Source organism: Sorangium sp. So ce281 (assembly GCF_051527395.1).
Classification (GTDB): domain Bacteria; phylum Myxococcota_A; class Polyangia; order Polyangiales; family Polyangiaceae; genus Sorangium; species Sorangium cellulosum_B.
Map to the genome: position 1 here is coordinate 1952139 of NZ_CP150322.1, position 16956 is coordinate 1969094.

General features: G+C 71.6%; 17 protein-coding genes. 9 read left to right on the plus strand and 8 right to left on the minus strand.

Translation table 11 applies throughout. From position 1 onward, the window contains the following. Window positions 1-2: 2 nt before the first annotated feature. Window positions 3-803: a hypothetical protein gene (locus WMF27_RS07375; RefSeq protein ID WP_437944025.1), complete on the plus strand. Its 801-nt coding sequence runs from the start codon at window positions 3-5 to the stop codon at window positions 801-803. Window positions 804-810: 7 nt separating this feature from the next. After that, window positions 811-1278 (plus strand): hypothetical protein, encoded by a 468-nt coding sequence (locus WMF27_RS07380; protein ID WP_437944026.1) that lies wholly within the window; start codon window positions 811-813, stop codon window positions 1276-1278. 19 nt (window positions 1279-1297) lie between these two features. Here the strand turns inward: WMF27_RS07380 and WMF27_RS07385 are convergent, their stop codons facing one another. From WMF27_RS07385 to WMF27_RS07405, 5 genes are all read right to left on the minus strand, one after another. Next, window positions 1298-2401 carry an alpha/beta hydrolase gene (locus WMF27_RS07385; protein WP_437944027.1) on the minus strand — a complete coding sequence of 368 codons (1104 nt, stop codon included), beginning with the start codon at window positions 2399-2401 and terminating at the stop codon, window positions 1298-1300. 127 nt (window positions 2402-2528) lie between these two features. Continuing rightward, window positions 2529-3182, minus strand: coding sequence for a YIP1 family protein (locus WMF27_RS07390; RefSeq protein ID WP_437944028.1), 654 nt, complete (start codon window positions 3180-3182; stop codon window positions 2529-2531). Then, entirely contained in the window at window positions 3179-3544 is a 366-nt protein-coding gene (locus WMF27_RS07395) for a DUF2089 domain-containing protein (protein ID WP_272101125.1), read from the minus strand. Before WMF27_RS07395 ends, WMF27_RS07390 begins: the two co-directional genes overlap by 4 nt. A gap of 157 nt (window positions 3545-3701) precedes the next feature. After that, on the minus strand, window positions 3702-4868 hold the full coding sequence (locus WMF27_RS07400; RefSeq protein WP_437944029.1) for a polysaccharide lyase: 1167 nt from the start codon (window positions 4866-4868) through the stop codon (window positions 3702-3704). Between the two features lie 114 nt (window positions 4869-4982). After that, entirely contained in the window at window positions 4983-5864 is an 882-nt protein-coding gene (locus WMF27_RS07405) for a galactose mutarotase (protein ID WP_437769620.1), read from the minus strand. A gap of 421 nt (window positions 5865-6285) precedes the next feature. Between WMF27_RS07405 and WMF27_RS07410 the strand changes: the two genes are divergently transcribed. Beyond that, window positions 6286-7011: a Uma2 family endonuclease gene (locus WMF27_RS07410; protein ID WP_437769619.1), complete on the plus strand. Its 726-nt coding sequence runs from the start codon at window positions 6286-6288 to the stop codon at window positions 7009-7011. Between the two features lie 84 nt (window positions 7012-7095). Here the strand turns inward: WMF27_RS07410 and WMF27_RS07415 are convergent, their stop codons facing one another. Continuing rightward, window positions 7096-7587, minus strand: a complete 492-nt coding sequence (locus WMF27_RS07415; protein ID WP_437769618.1) for an LEA type 2 family protein — start codon at window positions 7585-7587, stop codon at window positions 7096-7098. 159 nt (window positions 7588-7746) lie between these two features. On the opposite strand from WMF27_RS07415, the gene WMF27_RS07420 reads away from it, so the two are divergent. Then, complete coding sequence (locus WMF27_RS07420) at window positions 7747-8652, plus strand: alpha/beta fold hydrolase (RefSeq protein WP_437769617.1); 906 nt, start codon at window positions 7747-7749, stop codon at window positions 8650-8652. 33 nt (window positions 8653-8685) lie between these two features. Here the strand turns inward: WMF27_RS07420 and blaOXA are convergent, their stop codons facing one another. Both blaOXA and WMF27_RS07430 read right to left on the minus strand, forming a co-directional pair. Further along, on the minus strand, window positions 8686-9636 hold the full coding sequence (gene blaOXA / locus WMF27_RS07425; RefSeq protein ID WP_437769616.1) for a class D beta-lactamase: 951 nt from the start codon (window positions 9634-9636) through the stop codon (window positions 8686-8688). A gap of 74 nt (window positions 9637-9710) precedes the next feature. Further along, window positions 9711-11651 (minus strand): MutS family DNA mismatch repair protein, encoded by a 1941-nt coding sequence (locus WMF27_RS07430; protein WP_437769615.1) that lies wholly within the window; start codon window positions 11649-11651, stop codon window positions 9711-9713. Between the two features lie 112 nt (window positions 11652-11763). Between WMF27_RS07430 and WMF27_RS07435 the strand changes: the two genes are divergently transcribed. The 5 genes from WMF27_RS07435 to WMF27_RS07455 all read left to right on the plus strand — a co-directional run bounded on the left by WMF27_RS07435 (window position 11764) and on the right by WMF27_RS07455 (window position 16820). Beyond that, window positions 11764-12753: a transaldolase gene (locus WMF27_RS07435; protein ID WP_437769614.1), complete on the plus strand. Its 990-nt coding sequence runs from the start codon at window positions 11764-11766 to the stop codon at window positions 12751-12753. A gap of 309 nt (window positions 12754-13062) precedes the next feature. Further along, the gene (locus WMF27_RS07440; protein ID WP_437769613.1) at window positions 13063-13827 is read left to right on the plus strand and encodes a class I SAM-dependent methyltransferase; all 765 of its coding nucleotides are present in this window, start codon (window positions 13063-13065) and stop codon (window positions 13825-13827) included. Window positions 13828-13838: 11 nt separating this feature from the next. Next, window positions 13839-14687, plus strand: coding sequence for a methyltransferase domain-containing protein (locus WMF27_RS07445; RefSeq protein ID WP_437769612.1), 849 nt, complete (start codon window positions 13839-13841; stop codon window positions 14685-14687). Beyond that, the gene (locus WMF27_RS07450; RefSeq protein WP_437769611.1) at window positions 14680-15738 is read left to right on the plus strand and encodes a polysaccharide deacetylase family protein; all 1059 of its coding nucleotides are present in this window, start codon (window positions 14680-14682) and stop codon (window positions 15736-15738) included. The genes WMF27_RS07445 and WMF27_RS07450 overlap by 8 nt, the downstream gene beginning before the upstream one ends. Window positions 15739-15785: 47 nt before the next feature. Continuing rightward, window positions 15786-16820 (plus strand): hypothetical protein, encoded by a 1035-nt coding sequence (locus WMF27_RS07455; protein ID WP_437944030.1) that lies wholly within the window; start codon window positions 15786-15788, stop codon window positions 16818-16820. Window positions 16821-16956 lie beyond the last annotated feature (136 nt).

Here is a 16956-nt window from a genome sequence, read left to right on the forward strand (position 1 = left end):
TCATGAAAAGCACGATCAGCGCCGTTCTTGCGTCTTGTTTGCTCCTCGGCGTCGCCTCCGAGGCCCGCGCCGACACCTGCGACACCGTGCGGGGGACCGATCCCGGGGTGATGACGAGCTTCTGGTGCACGCAGCCGTGGATCGACTTCTACTGGGATGCGTACGACTTCGACAAGGGGGACTGGGACGACGGCTTCGGCTGGGAGGCCGCGTGCGACCGGAGGCGGCCGCTGGCGCGCACGTTCCAGGCGATCCAGCTCCTCAACTATGCGTCGCCGAACGAGGCGCTCAAGACGAACGACTTCAACGGCAACATCCTGCGCTGGGGCGGCAATTACACGATCCGTGAGTTCGACGAGCTCGACGCGCGATGCGGGGATGGGTCGAAGCGGGCGTACACGACCTGGGGCGGGTTCGACGACTATACGGAGCTCTACATCCCGTTCTTCTACAACGAGAACGTCGTGGAGCGCGCCGGGACGCTGATCCACGAGGCGCGGCACGCGGACTGGTGCGGCCACAGCGGCAACGACGGCAGCAACAAGTGCCCTGCGAAGAGCGCGTCGTGCGACGAGAAGTACCTGGACGGGTGCTCCGGGATCGGGTCGCCCAGCGGGCGGGGCGCGGCCGGCTACCAGGTCCTGTGGCTGTGGTGGTACGCTTTCGAGGCCGACGCCCAGCACAGCTCGTCGACGATGAAGGCCTTCGCGAGGGACGAGGCGAACCGGATCCTGAACACGATGTTCGACGTCAACCCCTGCTTCAACATCACGAGCAATGGCAGCAAGATCATCACGTGTTAGGAGGGCGGTGCTCGGCGGCCTCCTGTGGGGCGCGCTGTGCCTCGCGGGGTGCGCCGGGCACCCCGGCTCGGACATCCCGCCGGCGCCCTGGGCGCAGCTCGAGGTGAACCGCGGCGCAGGCGAGGAGACCGTCGTCTGGATCGAGCTGAGCGGCACGTTCGAGGGGCACCGGGGGACGACGGCGCTCCGCGGAAAGCTCAGCGCCGAGCAGATCTCGGGTCTTCGAGAGCTGTTCCGGGACGAGCGGCTCGCGATCTACCGGAGCGACGCGCTGCCCACCGACGGCAGCGTCGACCTCGCGGGCGCCGCCGAGCGGCCGATCTTCCGCGTCGTGGTGCGCGAGGAGAGCGACGCGATCCGGGCGGGCTCGGAGAAGCTGTCGGCGTATTTCGCCGAGGGGGCGCAGCGCGCCGAGACGACCGAGATGCTGCGGGAGGTCAAGGCGATCATCGCCGCAGCGGCGCCGGTCCCCTAGCGCTGCCTCGGGGCCTGCGTCACTCCTCCCGGATCAGCGCCTCGATCGCCTCGAACACGCGCGGCACGACAGGCAGGCTCGGATCGGTGTACGCGTCGGCCTGCGACGCGTTCGACAGCGTCGCCTCCTTGAGCGTGTGGCTCATCCCCTCGACGATGACGAGCGTCGCGTCCGGCCGCGCGCCGGCGAGCCGCTCCGCGTCCTCGACCTTGGTCTGGAGATCGGTCGTCCCCTGCAGGAGGAGGATCGGCGCCGTCACGGCCGCGAGCTCCGCCGCGGGGTCGTGCTTCATCCAGGAGATGACGAACGGCTGCACGCCCGGCCGAAACAGGCTCATGAACAGCTGGCTTTGCGGGATGTCCGTGACGAGCTCCCCGGCCTCGAGCTGGTCGAGGATCGCGTTTGCCCTCTCGCGATCCTCGTCCGAGAGGCCTGCGAGCTGATCGCGCAGGACATCGCCGATGGGCCGGCCCGCGCCGGCGATCGAGACGAACCCGTCGATCTCGGTCTCCCGGGCGACCAGCATACCGAGCAGCGAGCCCTCGCTGTGCCCCACCACCGTGATCTTCGCGAAGCGCCCGTCCGCCCGGAGCTTCTTCACCCACAGGCCGGCGTCGTCGGCGCCCATCTCGAAGAGCAGCTCCTGCTCCGTCCGGGGGGCCGCGGAGACGCTCGCGCCGATGCCGGCCTTGTCGTAGCGAATCGACGCGATGCCCCTGTCCCGGAGCCCTTCCGCGAGGAGCCTGTACGTGTCCGGCTCGACGCCCGCGGCGACCTGATTGCCGTCCCGGTCGGTCGGCCCCGAGCCGGGGATGATCACGACCGCAGGGAACGGCCCGCACCCGGCCGGCACCACCAGCGTTCCAACCAGCGTGCCTCGCGCGTTCTCGACGGTGGTCCTGGCGCTGGACGCCGCCGGACACTCCGGCACGTCCGGCGTTGCCGGCGTCTCCGTGTCAGGCACGTCCGTGTCGTCAGGGGGCGCGCCGCTCCCGCCGGCGGACGACGCGCGTTCTCCGGCGCCGCAGCCCGCGCAGAGGGGCGACGACGCGAGCGCGGCTGCACACGAGACGGCGAGCGCGGCGCGGCGCGCCGGGACCACGAGAACCGATCGCAATGACATGACGAGGCCTCCGAGCATGAGAGAGAGATGCAGCGCCGCCCAGGGCGCACCGGTGCGCCCTCGCGGTCGCGCGAGCACCGCAGAGCGCGCCGCGCGAGCCGGGCGGCGCGCCGGGGAGATCGATGGCTCAGCCGAGGTGCGCGAGCGCGACCTTCGAGAGGATCTCCGACAGGAGCGAGAGGCCGATGAGCCCCGCGATCAGAGGCGCGCCCCGCAGGCCAGAGGCGTTCCTGAAGCCCCGGACGAGGAGCGTCAAGGACCACACGAGGCACACCGTTCCGAGGACGGCGATGACGGCCAGCTCGGGGGTGAACGCGGGCGCGCCCACCGGCAGCCGCGGGGCGAGCAGGCCGAGCGCGACGGCGGCGAGCGCGAGCGGCGCGCGCGACAGCCCGATCACACCGAGAAAGTCGATGAGCCGCACGCGGCGCCGCAGGAGCCGCGCATACGTCCAGAAGAGCAGGGCGGGCAACGGCCACGCGACGACCTGCTCGAGGAGCGCCGTCCGGTACGGGATGACGGCGGGCGTCGCGTGCACGTCGAGGAAGCCGTCGAAGCGAACGCCGAGCCTCGTGACGGCGACGCTCAGCGCGGCGACGGCGAGCCCCGCCGCGGCGGCGAGCCCCCCGCCGAAGCGCTCGAATGGATTCAGCGCGAGCCGCCATCCGCGCACGGGAGGCCGCGGCGACATCGTGGCGAGCAGCCGCTCGCCTTCCGCGGGCTTGATGACGTTGTCGCGCACGAGCGCGCGCACTCTCTCGTCGGGCGTGGTCATCATCATAATCCCACCTTGCGCAGAGCCTCCTCGGCCTCCTTCGCGGAGAGCCTCCCCTTCTCGAGCGCGTCCAGGATCTCGTGCCGGCGCCGCGCGACGCCCTGCTCCAGCGCGTCGAGCCGGCCAATGATCTCGTCGAGGCGATTTCGCACCGTCGGGTAGCTGATCTGAAGGACCTGAGCCATCGCCTTCAGGCTGCCTGAAGAGCGCACGAACGCGGTCACGAAGGCGAGATCGTCCGGCGACAGCTGGAGCAGCGCGGGGATCTCGAACTGACCGTCCAGGTTGGTTCCGCAGCTCTGGCAGCCGAGCCGCGTCGCGCGCAGCTCCCCGTCACAGCTAGGGCATCGGACGACAAATCTTGCCACGGGATGAGTGGATTGTCCTCACCGAGGTCAATATTGTCAATGTCGATGTGATGAAAATTGATCCGAAAATCAATTTTGTTTAAGAGCTGCGCTCGCCATGTGTTCGGCGCGGCTCCGGCCCGCCCGGGGCGCTGCGGCTCGCGCCGCTCGCGACGGCTCAGCGCCGCTGGCGACGCCGCGCGGACGCGAGCGCCGCGATGAGGCCGAGGCCGGCGAGGGCCATGGGCGCGGGGGCCGCGGGCGAGCCGGCGGCGCGGCAGCTGCAGCCGCCGTCGTCGCCCTCGGCCACCTCCACCTCGTCGGTGCCGCCGGTCCCCGCGCCGGTGGAGCCGGCGCCGGAAGCGGCGGAGGAGGAGCTCGAGGCGCTGGGGCCGGGCGCCACGTCGCCGCCCGCGCCGTCGCTGCCGCCTGTGGCGCCGCCGCCGGCGGTCCCGGTGCTCCCGCTCCCGCCGGAGCCGTCCGCGCCGCCGGCGCCGCCCGCGCCGCCGGAGCCGCCCGCGCCACCGGCGCCGCCTTCCCCGGAGGAGGGCAGCGCGGGGCGGACGTCCTCGATGGTGTCCCCCTCCACGGCGTCATCGAGGACGATGACGGGGCTGTCCGTGAACTCGGACGGGTTGCGCAGCAGGCCGATCTGCGTGAAGTGCGCGTTGTTGTCGGCGAGCGTCTGCGCCTTCCCGCCGGTGACGACCTGCTCGCCGTCGAACCACACGTCGACGGAGCCCTGGTTCGGGTTCGTCGACCACCGGATGTGCAGCGCGATGCGGTGCCACACGCCGGGCGTCACCGCGCCGTCCGCCTCCCAGTGCACCTTGTTGTCGGGCTTGCGGGTGGCGAAGCTGATGTGCTGTCCGACGACCTCGAACGACATCATCTGGCTATAGCTATTTTCGGACTCCCAGTATCCGATCTGCGTCGGCGGGTCGGCCGCGAGCGCCTCGGGGAGATAGAAGCTCCAGGCGAAGTAGGTCTGGGCGCCCTCGGCCGTGCGCGCGGCGGCCGGCTTGTGGTTCAGCTCGACGCGCTTGATGCCGTTCGACCACCTCGCGTCGTTGGTGAGCTGGACCTTCCCGGCCCTCGTGCCCTGGAGGACAGGCGACGTCACCACGGAGATGTGCTCGCCGTTCAGGGTCGTGTTCCACTGGTTCAGATTGCCCGTCTCGAAGTCTCCGGTCCAGACCGGCGCCGCGGAGGCGCCCGCGGTGAGCGTCGTCGCCAGCGCGGCTGCGGCCAGGGTGGAGAGCGAGCGGCGAGGTCGCCGCGCGAGGAGCGCTCGGGCGGGGGCGACCAGGGATCGACGTGCGGTAAGGAGATCGGTAGAAGTCATGGCGGGATTCGACGCGTTTTCCGGCCGGCAGTCAACCGAGAAGCCGCGCGTCGCCGCCGACGCGGCGCGGCTCCTCGGGCTCTCCAGCGCGTCGCGCGCGCGGCCGTCGTCGCTTCAGGCGGAGAGCTCGATCCAGAGCGCCCGAGTCTCGCGCGGCCGGAGGTGGATGAGGCGCTCTCCGGTGTTGAGGGCGTTGCCGGGGCAGGTCCAGGGCTCGAGGCACACGAAGTCCTTGCCCTGCAAGGTCCACACGACCCAGTGGGTGAACTCGGGCGAGCCGCGGACGGCGATGCGCACCCCCGGGGCGCCCTCGATCGAGAGCGCGCTCTCGGTGGAGCCGTGGTCGAGCAGGTGGAGGTCGACCTCGGGCCGGGTCAGGTCGAAGCCGGAGAACGGCGCTTCCCGCTTCGTGGTGTTGTCGAACGCGCGCGTCGCCCGCGTCTCGATCGAGGCGCGGGCCTTGTCCGCCTGGGAGACGGCGAAGTAGGGGTGAAACCCGGCGCCGAACGGCATCGGCGGCGCGCCGTCGCCGGCCTCGCTGGTGACGCGCAGATCGATGCGGAGCGCCCTGCCGCGCAGCGTGTAGGTGAGCTCGGCGCGGAAATCCCAGGGGTACTGCGCGCGCGTCGCCTCGCTCGACCGGAGGACGAGGCGCGCGTACGCGCCGCCCGACTCGAGGGCGCCATGGTCGTCGAGCGACCACGGCAGGGTGCGGGCGAAGCCGTGCTGGCGCATCTGGCCCGCCGCGCCGGCGGCGGACCAGGCGTCGCCGGCGAGCTTGCCGGGCGAGGGGAAGAGCACCGGGTTGCCGCCGCGCACGTTGGCGGTGCGATCGTCGAGCGTGCCGCGATCGAGGTAGAGCAGCGCGCGGCCGCCGACGGTCAGCTCGGTCAGGATGCCGCCGCGGGCCGGGGCCAGCACCGCGCGGCTCGCGGCGTCGCTGTCGGCGAGCTCGATGGTGGGAATCGCGCCTTCGACTTCCTTCACGCTGAACATGACTCCTCCGGTCTCCTCAGTTGCCTTGCAGCCACGCGAGCAGCCCGACGACCAGCGCGAGCGCCGCGATGGGCAGCGCGATCCACCCGAGGACCACCGCCCAGCCGCGGCGGAGGGAGCGGCCGCGTCGATGACCGCAGGCGCGCGCGAACGGGGGGCTCCTCGTGGACGGGCACGGGCGTCTTCTCCGCCGCGATTCTGCAAGCTTTGTGGGCTCGAGACAACGCTGGAGACCGCAGGGCGGGCCGGGCCCTCGTCACGATCCCGGCACGGCGGCGCGTCGTCCCGCGTAACCCGCGTAAACCGAGCGAGCCGCGCGAGCCGAGCGCGCTCCTCTGCTGCGGCCCGCCGCGCGCGCGCGCTGTCCGCCTTCACGGCTGCGGCCTCCCAGGAACCTGGTAAGATTGCGCCGAGGAAGCCCATGCCGTACGCCAGCGAGACCTCGCTCGTCCCGATCCCGCCGCCCGGAGAGGACGAACTCCCCCACGACGACGGTGAGCCCATGGAGAGCGATCGCCACCGCAAACAAATGCTGCTGTTGATCGAGTCGCTGGACCTCTTCTGGAAGGATCGCGACGACGTTTACGTCAGCGGCAACATGGCGATCTATTTCAGCGAGCTCCAGACCATGAAGAACGACTTCCGCGGGCCGGACGTCTTCGTGGTGCTCGACACGGTACGCCGAGACAGGAAGTCCTGGGTCGTGTGGCAAGAGAACGGCAGGACGCCGGATGTGGTGATCGAGCTCCTCTCGGAGAGCACGGAGGCGATCGACCGCGGCGAGAAGATGCGCATCTACGCGAAGGTGCTGCGCGTGCCGGAGTACTTTCTGTTCGATCCGATGAAGAACACCCTGGAAGGATATCTGCTCGACATGGCCTCTCGCGCCTACGAGCCGATGGCCTTGAACGCGGAGGGTGAGCTGGCAAGTCAGCAGCTCGGTCTGCGCCTCGGTGTGCGGGATGGCTTGTACCTGGCCAGCAGAGGGAGATGGCTCCGGTGGCTCGACGCCGAGGGACGCGTGCTTCCGACGGCGGAGGAGCAGGCCCGAGCGGCGGAGGAGCAGGCCCGAGCGGCGGAGGAGCGGTCCCAGGCGCTCGCGGAGAAGCTTGCGGCGTACGAGAAGCGCTTCGGACCGCTCACGTGAGGCCCGCTCACGCGAGGTCGGTCCGATCAGGCGGCTTCGGGGCTCACGCGGGGCCTCGCTCAGGGCAGGCCACGGCGGCCCTCCTCAGCGCAGGCCGGGGAGGGGCAGGGCCGGGAGCGAGTTGCCGATCGCCGTGACGAGCTGCTCGTGCGTGATCGTCCCCGCGAGGCGGAACGGCACATCCACGTTGAGCGTCTCTCCGCCGATCGCGACGGTGCCGCTCACCTGGTACGGGATACCGCGGCTCTGCGTCGCCAGCGCGGCGATGCTCGTGAGGTCCTGCCACTTCACCGAGATCGGCGCCTCGATCCGCGTCCACTTCTTCGCGGGCAGCTCGAGCGGCGTGAGCGCGGTGACCGTGCCGACGTCGTACTTGCCGTCGAGCAGCACGCTCGCCTTCATCGAGCGCGTCGAGAGATCGATGCTGTTCGGGTTGTACGCCTGGATCTGGACCCGCAGATCGATGCCCTGGGCGGTGACGGCGGTCACCGTCGCGAGCTCGGGCTTGAGCGTCGGCGGCTCGGGGCGCGAGCACGCGACCAGGGTGACGGCGGCGGCGAGGAGAGGCGATCGCACGGCGGGAGATCTGGCGCGGATCTCCATGGAGCTCAACGGAAATCGGGCGCGCCACCGCGCCGCCGCGCCTCGTCCGAGGCCCGCCGATCGCTCGACAGCCCCGCGCGCCCCAGCGCCTCCGCCCCCGCGGGGACCCTTTCGATCTGCTATGCCCGGCGCATGGGCATCCTCCCGCTCGCCGAACGCCTCGCCAGGAAGGCGCTGAACAGGTCCGGGGTGCAGAGCCGCTGGGTCGACACGTCGGTCTGCCGGCTGCACCTCTACGATGCTCCGGGCACGGGCCCGCTCCCGACGGTGGTCCTGCTCCACGGCATCGGCTCCTCGGCGCTCCCGTACGCGCCGGTGCTGCAGCGACTCCGGCGGCGCGCCCGCCGCGTCATCGCCGCGGAGTCGCCGGGGCACGGGTGGAGCGCGGCGCCGGCGTCGGCGTTCACGCCGGAGTGCCTCGCCACCGCCATGCACGAGCTGCTCGACCGCGAGCTCGACGAGCCGGCGATCGTCGTCGGCAACTCCCTCGGCGGCGCGGTCGCGGTGAGCTACGCGCTGAGCTCGCCGGGCCGCGTGCGCGCGCTGGTGCTCGCGTCGCCGGCCGGCGCCGGCATGGAGCAGGCCGAGCTCGCCGAGCTGCTCGCGGTGTTCAACCTGCGGTCGCGGGCCGATGCCCACGCGTTCTTCGCGCGCCTCTACCACCGCGTCCCGTGGTTCACCCCGCTCATCGCCGGCGACGTCGTGCGGACGTTCTCGCGCGAGACCATCCTCTCCTTCAGGCGCTCGGCCCGGTGCGACCACGCGTTCACGCCCGAGCAGCTGGGCGCGCTCTCGATGCCGATCCTGCTGATCTGGGGCCGCTCGGACCGCCTGATGCCGAGCGCCAACCTCGAGTACTACCGGCGGCACCTCCCTCCGCACGCGGAGATCGAGGAGCCAGAAGGCATCGGGCACTGCCCGCAGGTCGACGACCCGCGCCGCTTCGCCGAGCGGATCGCCGCGTTCGCGTGGGCGGCGCGCTCGACGGCGTCGCCGGGCGCGGCGCCGTCGCCCGCGAGCGCGGCGCCGGCGGCGTAGGGGGCGGCGCCGGCGCCGGGAGAGGCGCCGGTGTCAGGCGTCCTCGGGGAGCGCGCCGTGCCGCTTGAGCAGGGCGCGGGTCAGGCTGCGGCGCAGCGGCATGATGCGCTCGCCGTCGCTGCCTGCCCCGAGGAGCACGGTCGCGAAGAAGTAGGTGTCTGCCCCGCGCTCGACGTAGCCGACCAGCCAGCCGGTGCTCGATCGCTCGTCCATCTCCATCCCCGTCTTGCCGCGCAGCGTGTAGGCCGGCGTCTGCTCCAGCACGAGGATCCGCTTCACGATGTCCACGCTCCGCGCGGAGCAGGGGAGCGCGCCGGCGCGGAGCCGCCGCAGGAAATCGATCTGCTCGTGCGGGGAGATGCGGAGCCCCCCGCTCAGCCAGAACTGGTCGATGCCCCCCGAGATGTCGCGGTTGCCGTAGCCGAGCGCGTCGAGGTGCGCCTGCATGCGCTCGGGCCCGATCCGGCGCGCGACCTCCTGGTAGAACCAGACGACCGAGTGCTTCATCGCCGACGCGAGATCGTGATCGCGGTTCCAGTCGGGCACGCTGCGCTGCGTCCCGTCCCACCGCAGCGTGAAGCGCTCGTCCGGGATGACCCCGGTCTCCAGGCCGATGATCGTGTTCGGGATCTTGAAGGTCGAGGCGGGCACGTACCGCGCCGCCGCGCGGTCGGGGTTCACGACGCGGGTGACGCCTCGCGCGGCGTCGAACAGGACGAACGCGCCGTCCACGCCCTCCGCGCGGAGGAGCGCCGCCCCGCCCTCGTCGATCTCGGTCCGCGCCGCGGCCGGCGCGGATTCGCCTGGCGCGCTCGCGCCCGGCGGGGCCGCCCCGCCGCTCGCCGCCGGGGGAGCTGACGGCGGCGGCGGCGCGGTGGCGCAGGCGCTCGCTGTCGTCACGATCGCGAGGAGCGCGCAGGAGAGCAGGGGACGCGCCGAGGCCAGGGCGCGGCGCGAGAGACACCCGGGGAGCGGAGAAAGCATGGCGCCCTCAACGCCGCCGGGGGGCGCGCGTATTCCCGAGCCATCGCCGCGGTCGTCACCGCCGTCGCCGTCGCTCATTCCCGCGCCGCCGCCGCGGTTGTCGCCGCCATTGCCGCCGCGGTCGCCGTCCGCTCACCCTCCGAGAAGTCGAGGTCGATCCCGATGATCTTCATGAGCCGCAGCGCGTTCGCGCTCGTCACCACGCCGGGCTTCAGCTTGTAGTCGAAGGTCATCCTGTCCTCGACCACGAGCTCCTCGAAGTGCATGTTGCGCACCCGTCCCGCGGTCTCCTGCTCCAGCACGGCGAGCCCCATGTCGTGGGACGACACCGCGCCGATGGCCCCCTGCGCGACGAGGTGCCGCACGACCGCCCTCGCCCCGATCTGGCGCTCCCGCGCGTTCGTGCCGTGGAGGATCTCGTCGAGCAGGAACAGCACCCGCTCGCCGCCGTTCGCCCCGTCGACGACGCGCTTCAGGCGGGTCAGCTCGGCGTAGAAGTGCGAGACGCCGTGCTCGAGCGAGTCCTTGATCCGCATGCTCGTCCGCACGCGGACCGGCGAGAGCGACAGCGACGACGCGCAGACCGGCGCGCCCGCGAGGGCGAGGGCGGCGTTCACGCCGACGGCGCGCAGCAGCGTGCTCTTGCCGGACATGTTGGACCCCGTGACGAGCAGCGCGGCGCCCGCGCCCTCCAGCGAGACGTCGTTCGTCACCCGCCGGTCGCGCGGGAGGAGCGGGTGGCCGAGCCCTGCCGCCGCGAAGCGCGGCTCGCCGTCCTTCACGTCGGGGTACGCGTAGTCGGGGTTCTCGTGCGCGAACGTCGCGAGGCTCGCGAGCGCCTCCATGTGCCCGAGCGTCCGCATCCACGCCTTCACGTGCCGGCCCGCGCGCAGCTTCCACCGCTCCAGCGCGAGCGCGCACCACACGTCCCAGAGCAGGAACAGGTTGGCGACGATGTGGACGAGCCCGCTGTGGCGCAGGTCCGAGTAGCCGACCCGGCTCTCGAGCGCCGTCATCTCCCGCGAGGCGAGCACGCCCGAGGGCCCCGCGAGCTCGGCCTTGAGCTCGCGGAGCAGCGCCGACGAGAACGCCTGCTCCTCGACGCGGGCCAGGATCGGCCGGTACCGGGCGAACGGCGCCTCGCGCGACGAGGCCGCGGCGACGATCGGCTCGACCGCGGGCCGCAGCAGGACCAGCACGAGGATCTGGGCGGCCAGCGGCAGGAGGTACGCGTGGCGGAGCAGCCCGAGCTGCTCCGCCGGGATGAACCGCGGCGCCGCGAGCAGCGCCAGCGTCAGCGGCACGAGCACCTTCGCAGCGGTCAGGAGCGCGCTCACCGGCAGGCCGCCGACGCGGGCCTCCGGGCCGAGCAGCGCCGGGGGCGCCTCGGCCCACGCGATGAGCGGGCCGGCCTCGCGCCCGCGCGCCCCCGCCTGCATGCCCACCACCGCGAGATCCTCCCGGAACGCCCCGAGGCCGGCGAGCTCCCGCACCGCCTCCTGCCGCGCCGCCACGGCGGGCGCCGGGGCGGGCTCCGCGAGGAAGGCCGCGAGCGTGGCCTCGCCCTCGCCCGTCTGCGCCACGTTGAGCAGCTGGAACAGCGACGCCTGCCCGAACACGTCGAGATCGCCCGCGTAATCGTGGTCCGGCGCGGCGAACCGGTCGCCGCGCTCCGGGAAATCGGCGAAATCGCCGGCGACCCGCCGCTTGCCGCGCACGTAGAGGCCGATGCGCTGCTCGAGCTCCGTCATCCGGGTGACGAGGCGCGCGTGCGCGACGAGCAGCCCGAGGAACACCGCGGTCACCGCCCCGGCGGCGTACGTGACCCACCGCGGCACGTCGCCGAAGAGCGCGTACCCCCCGGCCACGGCCGCCGCCAGGAACGAGACGCCGCGCAGCAGCGAGAACGTCTTCGAGCGGCGATCGAGCGCGCCGGCCTCGGCGCGCAGGACCGAGAGGCGATCATCGTAGGTGGACAGGACGTGCTGCGCGACGGCGTTGGGGGGCGGCTCCACGGGGCCCTCTCCATAGGCCACCGCCGGCCGTGCATCCAGCCGGAGGGGGTCCTCACACGAAGGCCACGAAAGCTTTGAAGCGTCCTGGCCGGCTGCTCGTACAATGCCGCCCATGGACCAGAACCTGCTGGAGCGCCTCAAGGCGTACACCGTCGTCGTCGCGGACACCGGCGACATCAACTCGATCGAGAAATTCCGCCCCCAGGACGCGACGACGAACCCGTCGCTCATCACGGCGGCGGCCCAGATGCCCGAGTACGCCGACATCGTGAGCGGCGCGCTCGCCTGGGGCCAGAAGGAGGTGGGCCGGGGCAAGGAGCCGGGCGACGTCGTGAGCCTCGCGTTCGACCGGCTCGCCGTCGACTTCGGCCTGCGCATCCTGAAGATCATCCCCGGCCGCGTCTCGACCGAGGTCGACGCGCGCCTCTCCTTCGACACCCAGGCGACCATCGAGAAGGGCCGGAGCATCGTGCGCCTCTACGAGGAGGCCGGCGTCTCGCGCGAGCGCGTCCTCATCAAGATCGCCTCGACGTGGGAGGGCATCCGCGCGGCGGAGGTCCTCGAGAAGGAGGGCATCCACTGCAACCTCACGCTGCTCTTCGGGCTGCACCAGGCGATCGCGTGCGCCGAGGCAGGCGTGACGCTCATCTCGCCGTTCGTCGGGCGCATCCTCGACTGGTACCTGAAGGACACCGGCCGCACGAGCTACGCGCCCGCCGAGGACCCCGGCGTCGTCTCGGTTACGAAGATCTACAACTACTACAAGAAGCACGGCTACAAGACCGAGGTGATGGGCGCGAGCTTCCGCAACATCGACGAGATCAAGGAGCTCGCCGGCTGCGACCTCCTGACGATCTCGCCGAAGCTGCTCTCGGAGCTCGCCTCCGCGCGCGGCGACCTGCCGAGGAAGCTCGACCCCGACGCGGCGCGCGCCCTGCAGATCGCGAAGATCCCGATGGATGAGGCGGCGTTCCGCGCGATGCACGCCGCCGACCGGATGGCGAGCGACAAGCTGAGCGAGGGCATCGACGGCTTCGCGAAGGCGCTCGCCACGCTCGAGGTCCTGCTCCGCGAGCGCCTCCAGCAGGGGGCCGCCTCCTAGCGCTGGCGACGCGCGACGCGCCGCGCGGCGGCGCTCCGGGGAGCGGGCCCGGGCGCCCCGCGCCCCGCGCGCCGCGCGCCGCGCGCCGCGCCAGCGTTGAGGATGAGGATGCGCTTGCGTTGAAGAACGGAGGCGCGGGAAGAAGGCGGAGGGCCGGCTTGCATGTGAGCCTCCCCGTCCTCTAGGATTCGTCAAACTAAACGAGTCTCGGGCAGCATTCGATCGCCCGCGCCGCGCGTGGTCGACTGCGGTTCTCCGGGAGGCTCCTCATGGAGCCGCCCTTTTCGCGATGGCATCGAGGAGGCGACGTTGAAGCTCACGTCACAGGAGTACTGGGAGAACCACTGGAAGGGCTACGTCGGCACCGACGATCTGGGGGGCGGCTGCGAGATCTACGACGACGTCGCGCCCTTCCTGCCGCGCGGGGAGGGGTTGTCGTTCTTCGAGATCGGCTGCGCACCAGGCCGCATCCTCGTCGACTTCTGCGGGCGCCTGGGGTTCACGGCGTACGGCCTAGATTACGCCTGCGACCCGGAGGTCGTCGAGCAGGAGATCCGGAAGCGCGGCATCAAGGTCGGCAAGATCGAGAAGGGGGACTTCTTCAGCTGGAGGCCCCAGCAGAAGTTCGATGTCGTCGCTTCCTTCGGGTTCATCGAGCACTTCGATGACGCCGGGGCGGTGATGGATCGGCACTTCGAGCTGGTGAAGCCGGGTGGCACCGTGGTCGTGGGCATGCCGAACTTCGCCGGCGGGCAGAAGGCGCTCCACTGGCTGCTCGATCGCAAGAACCTGAACGGCCACAACACCCGCATCATGAACCTGCCGTTCCTCGAGGCCGCCGCCCGCCGCAACGGCGCCGAGATCGTCCAGGCCCGATACACCGGGGGCCACTTCGATTTCTGGCTGGACGACGAGGCGCCGCTCCTGGCGCGGCGTGTCGTCTGGAAGGTCGTCCCGCCCCTCAAGGCGATCGCGCGCCGGGTGGTCCCCGGCGAGACGAACCCCTGGTTCTCGCCCTTCCTGTTCGCCATCTACCGGGCGCCGCTGCTGCCCGCAGGGACAGCCGACGCTTGAGCTTTTCCCCGATGAGCGAGCCGAGCCAGAGCGCCGCCACCCCGCCGGCTGTCCGCGACGCAGACGCCGATCACCGCTTCCGCGAGAGCGCGCGGCGCCACGGCTGGGATCCCGACGACCCGTGGGTCGGGGGGTATGCCGCGCTGGAGTGGCGGCGCAGCCGCTACGCCTACGACGACCTCTTCACGTCGGTCCGCGGCAAGAAGGTGCTCGAGTTCGGCTGCCACTTCGGCGGGACGTCGGTCGTGCTCGCGACCCTGGGCGCCGACGTGACCGCGCTCGACGTCGACCCCATGTACGTCGAGCTGGCGCAGCTGAACGCCGAGCGCCACGGGCTGTCGGACCGGATCCGTGTTCATCACGTCCCCGACACGACCGCGATGCCGTTCGCCGATCGGGAGTTCGAGCTCGTCTCCTGCAACAGCGTGCTCGAGTACATCCCGCCCGAGCGCCTGCCGGCCGTCCAGCGCGAGATCGATCGGGTGCTCGCGCCGTGGGGGTTCATCGTCATCCTGGGCACGAGCAACCGCCTCTGGCCGGTCGAGTGCCACAGCCGCCGTATCCTGATGAACTACGTGCCTCGGCTGCTGCGCCCGCTGTTCCCGGGCAGGTCGATCTACAGCGTATTCCCCTGGGAGCTCCGGCGCGGGTTCGGCGACTATGTCGACATCTCGCAGCAGGATCGGGGCCGGCTGATCGTCGACCTGAAGGCCAAGATGGGGCTGTCCGGGCCGCGGCTCATGGCCTTCTCGGCGGCGAACCGGCTGCTCGGCCCGCTCGGGATGCACGTGGGCTTCGTGTCCCCGACGATCACGATGGTTCTTCAGAAGCGCGGTGAGGGAGGAGCTGGCGATGGCTGACGGGAGGACGCGGGTATACATCACCGTGGACGTCGAGTGCGCCGAGGAGCGCATCCTGGGCGATACCAAGTCTCCCGCGATGGGCTACGATCTCCGGATCTGGGGCCGCTTCGTCAACCAGCGCGAGCCCCTCGGCATCGAGCTCATCATGCGCGAGCTCGAGGCGTACGGCCAGCGCGGGACGTTCTTCGTCGAGGCCATCGGCTCGTACAGCTTCGGGATGGACGGGCTGACGAGCGTGTGCCAGGCGCTGCACAGCCGCGGCCACGACGTGCAGCTGCACGTGCACCCCGTGCAGCGGCGCGCGGACTGGCACACCCGGGGCGAGCCCCGCGTCTCCGACGACATCGCCGACTACCCGGTCGAGGAGCAGACGCGGCTCCTCCTCGAGGGGCGCGACCTGCTCGTGCGCGCGGGCGTCCCGGCGAGCGAGCTGCTCGGCTACCGCGCCGGCAATTTCGGCGCGAGCAACGACACCTGGCGGGCGATGAAGCGGGCGGGGCTCGTGCTGAGCAGCAACTACAACCCCTGCTACTTCAGCAAGAACTGCAAGATGCAGTATCCGGGCGCGCGCCTCGGCCTCTTCGAGACGCCCGAGCCGGGGGTGTACGAGCTGCCGGTCACGAACTTCATCGAGCCCACGAAGCGCTTCAGGCACCTTCAGATCACGGCGGTGACGCTCGACGAGATCAAGCACTGTCTCCTCCGCTACCGCGCCCTCGGGGTGAAGGAGGTCACGCTGGTGACCCACTCGTTCGAGTTCTATTTCCTCGACTCGGCGGAGGCGCGCCGCGGCTTCCCGAACCGGCTCAACGTCGAGCGGCTCCGCGGGCTCTGCCGCTTCCTCGACGAGAACTCGAAGGACTTCGAGGTCGACACCGTGGGCGCCCTCGCGCGCCGGCTCTCGGACGCGGCGCCTTCCGCGCACGGCGGCGTCGACGAGGGCGCGCCGCCCTCGCTGCAGTTCCCCCACTCCAGCGCGATCCACCACGCCCGCCGCGTCGTCGAGCAGGCGTACAAGCGCGTGGCGCAGCGCTTCACGTTCGGCTAGCGAGCATCGTCGACGATGGCGCGCCGCCGCGGTGCTAAGTAGCGCGTATGCGGCTCATCGGACAGATCCACGTTTCGCTCAAGGGCAGCATCATCCAGCGCAACCCCACCGTCTGGGAGAAGCTGAAGCGCAGCTTCGGCGCCACGGTGGATCTCGACACCGATCGCGTGCGCGTCGAGCTCGAGGCCACCGCCGTGGTCGATCAGGTGCGGGGGGCGCTCGTCCAGCTCGGGGTCACGAACGCCCTCTCGCTCGTGATCGACGACACGGTCATCTTCCAGGACACCGACGGGAAGCCGGACGACCTTCCCGACCTCGTGCTCGCGCTGTCCGAGCATTCCGCCGTGTTCGGGCGCGGGTTCAGCGAGCTCAGGTTCGCCGCCGAGCACGAGGAGGCGGGGCTGCACCTGGTCATCGAGACGCGGGCGCGCACCGAGCACGCCGACGACGAGCCGGCGGGGCTCGTCTCCATCGGCGGGCGCCTGCGGGATCTCGAGCCGCGAGCCGGCGAGTCCGCCGAGGACTACCGCCGCCGCGTCGAGCCCCTGGCGAAGGATCCGGCGCTGTTCGAGGCGGCGCGGCTGCAGTTCGAGTCCTTCGTCGGGCGGGTCGAGGGCGCCCTCAAGGCCACGATGCCGGAGGCGCGCGTGGAGCATCACCACGCCGACGCGCGCCTCGTGCACGCTCCGGCGGGTGACGGCGCGGGTGACGGCGCGGGCGCCGAGCGGCCTCCCGTGGGCCCCACGCACCCGGGCTATGACCCGTTCGTCGTCTATTACCCACCCAGCCCGCTGGGGATGGTGCTGGACGTGATGCTCATCACCTCGTTCATGCACATGCTCACGCCTCCACACGTCCTCTTCGTGAACCCGGCGGGCACGATGCTCGGCACAGCGCAGGAGGCCGCCGAGAATCCTGACCTCTTGAACGGCGCGGATCGCGGCGGCGGCGACGACCTCTCGGCGGGCGGCGAGGGGGACGGGGCGGATGACGGCGATCCGTGGGGTGATGACGGCGGCGGGGTCGATGACGGCGGCGGGTTCGATGACGGCGGCGGGTTCGACGGCGATTTCGACGACTGAGCCGCTCGCCCCGGCGCGCCGGGCCGCGGCGAGGCGCCGCGGCCGGGCCTCGCGCGCCTGTCGCGCGTGGGCTCCGGCGCGCAGCGCGCGAGCGCGCCCGCGACGCGCTGACCTCGCGGCCGAGCGGGCTCGTCCG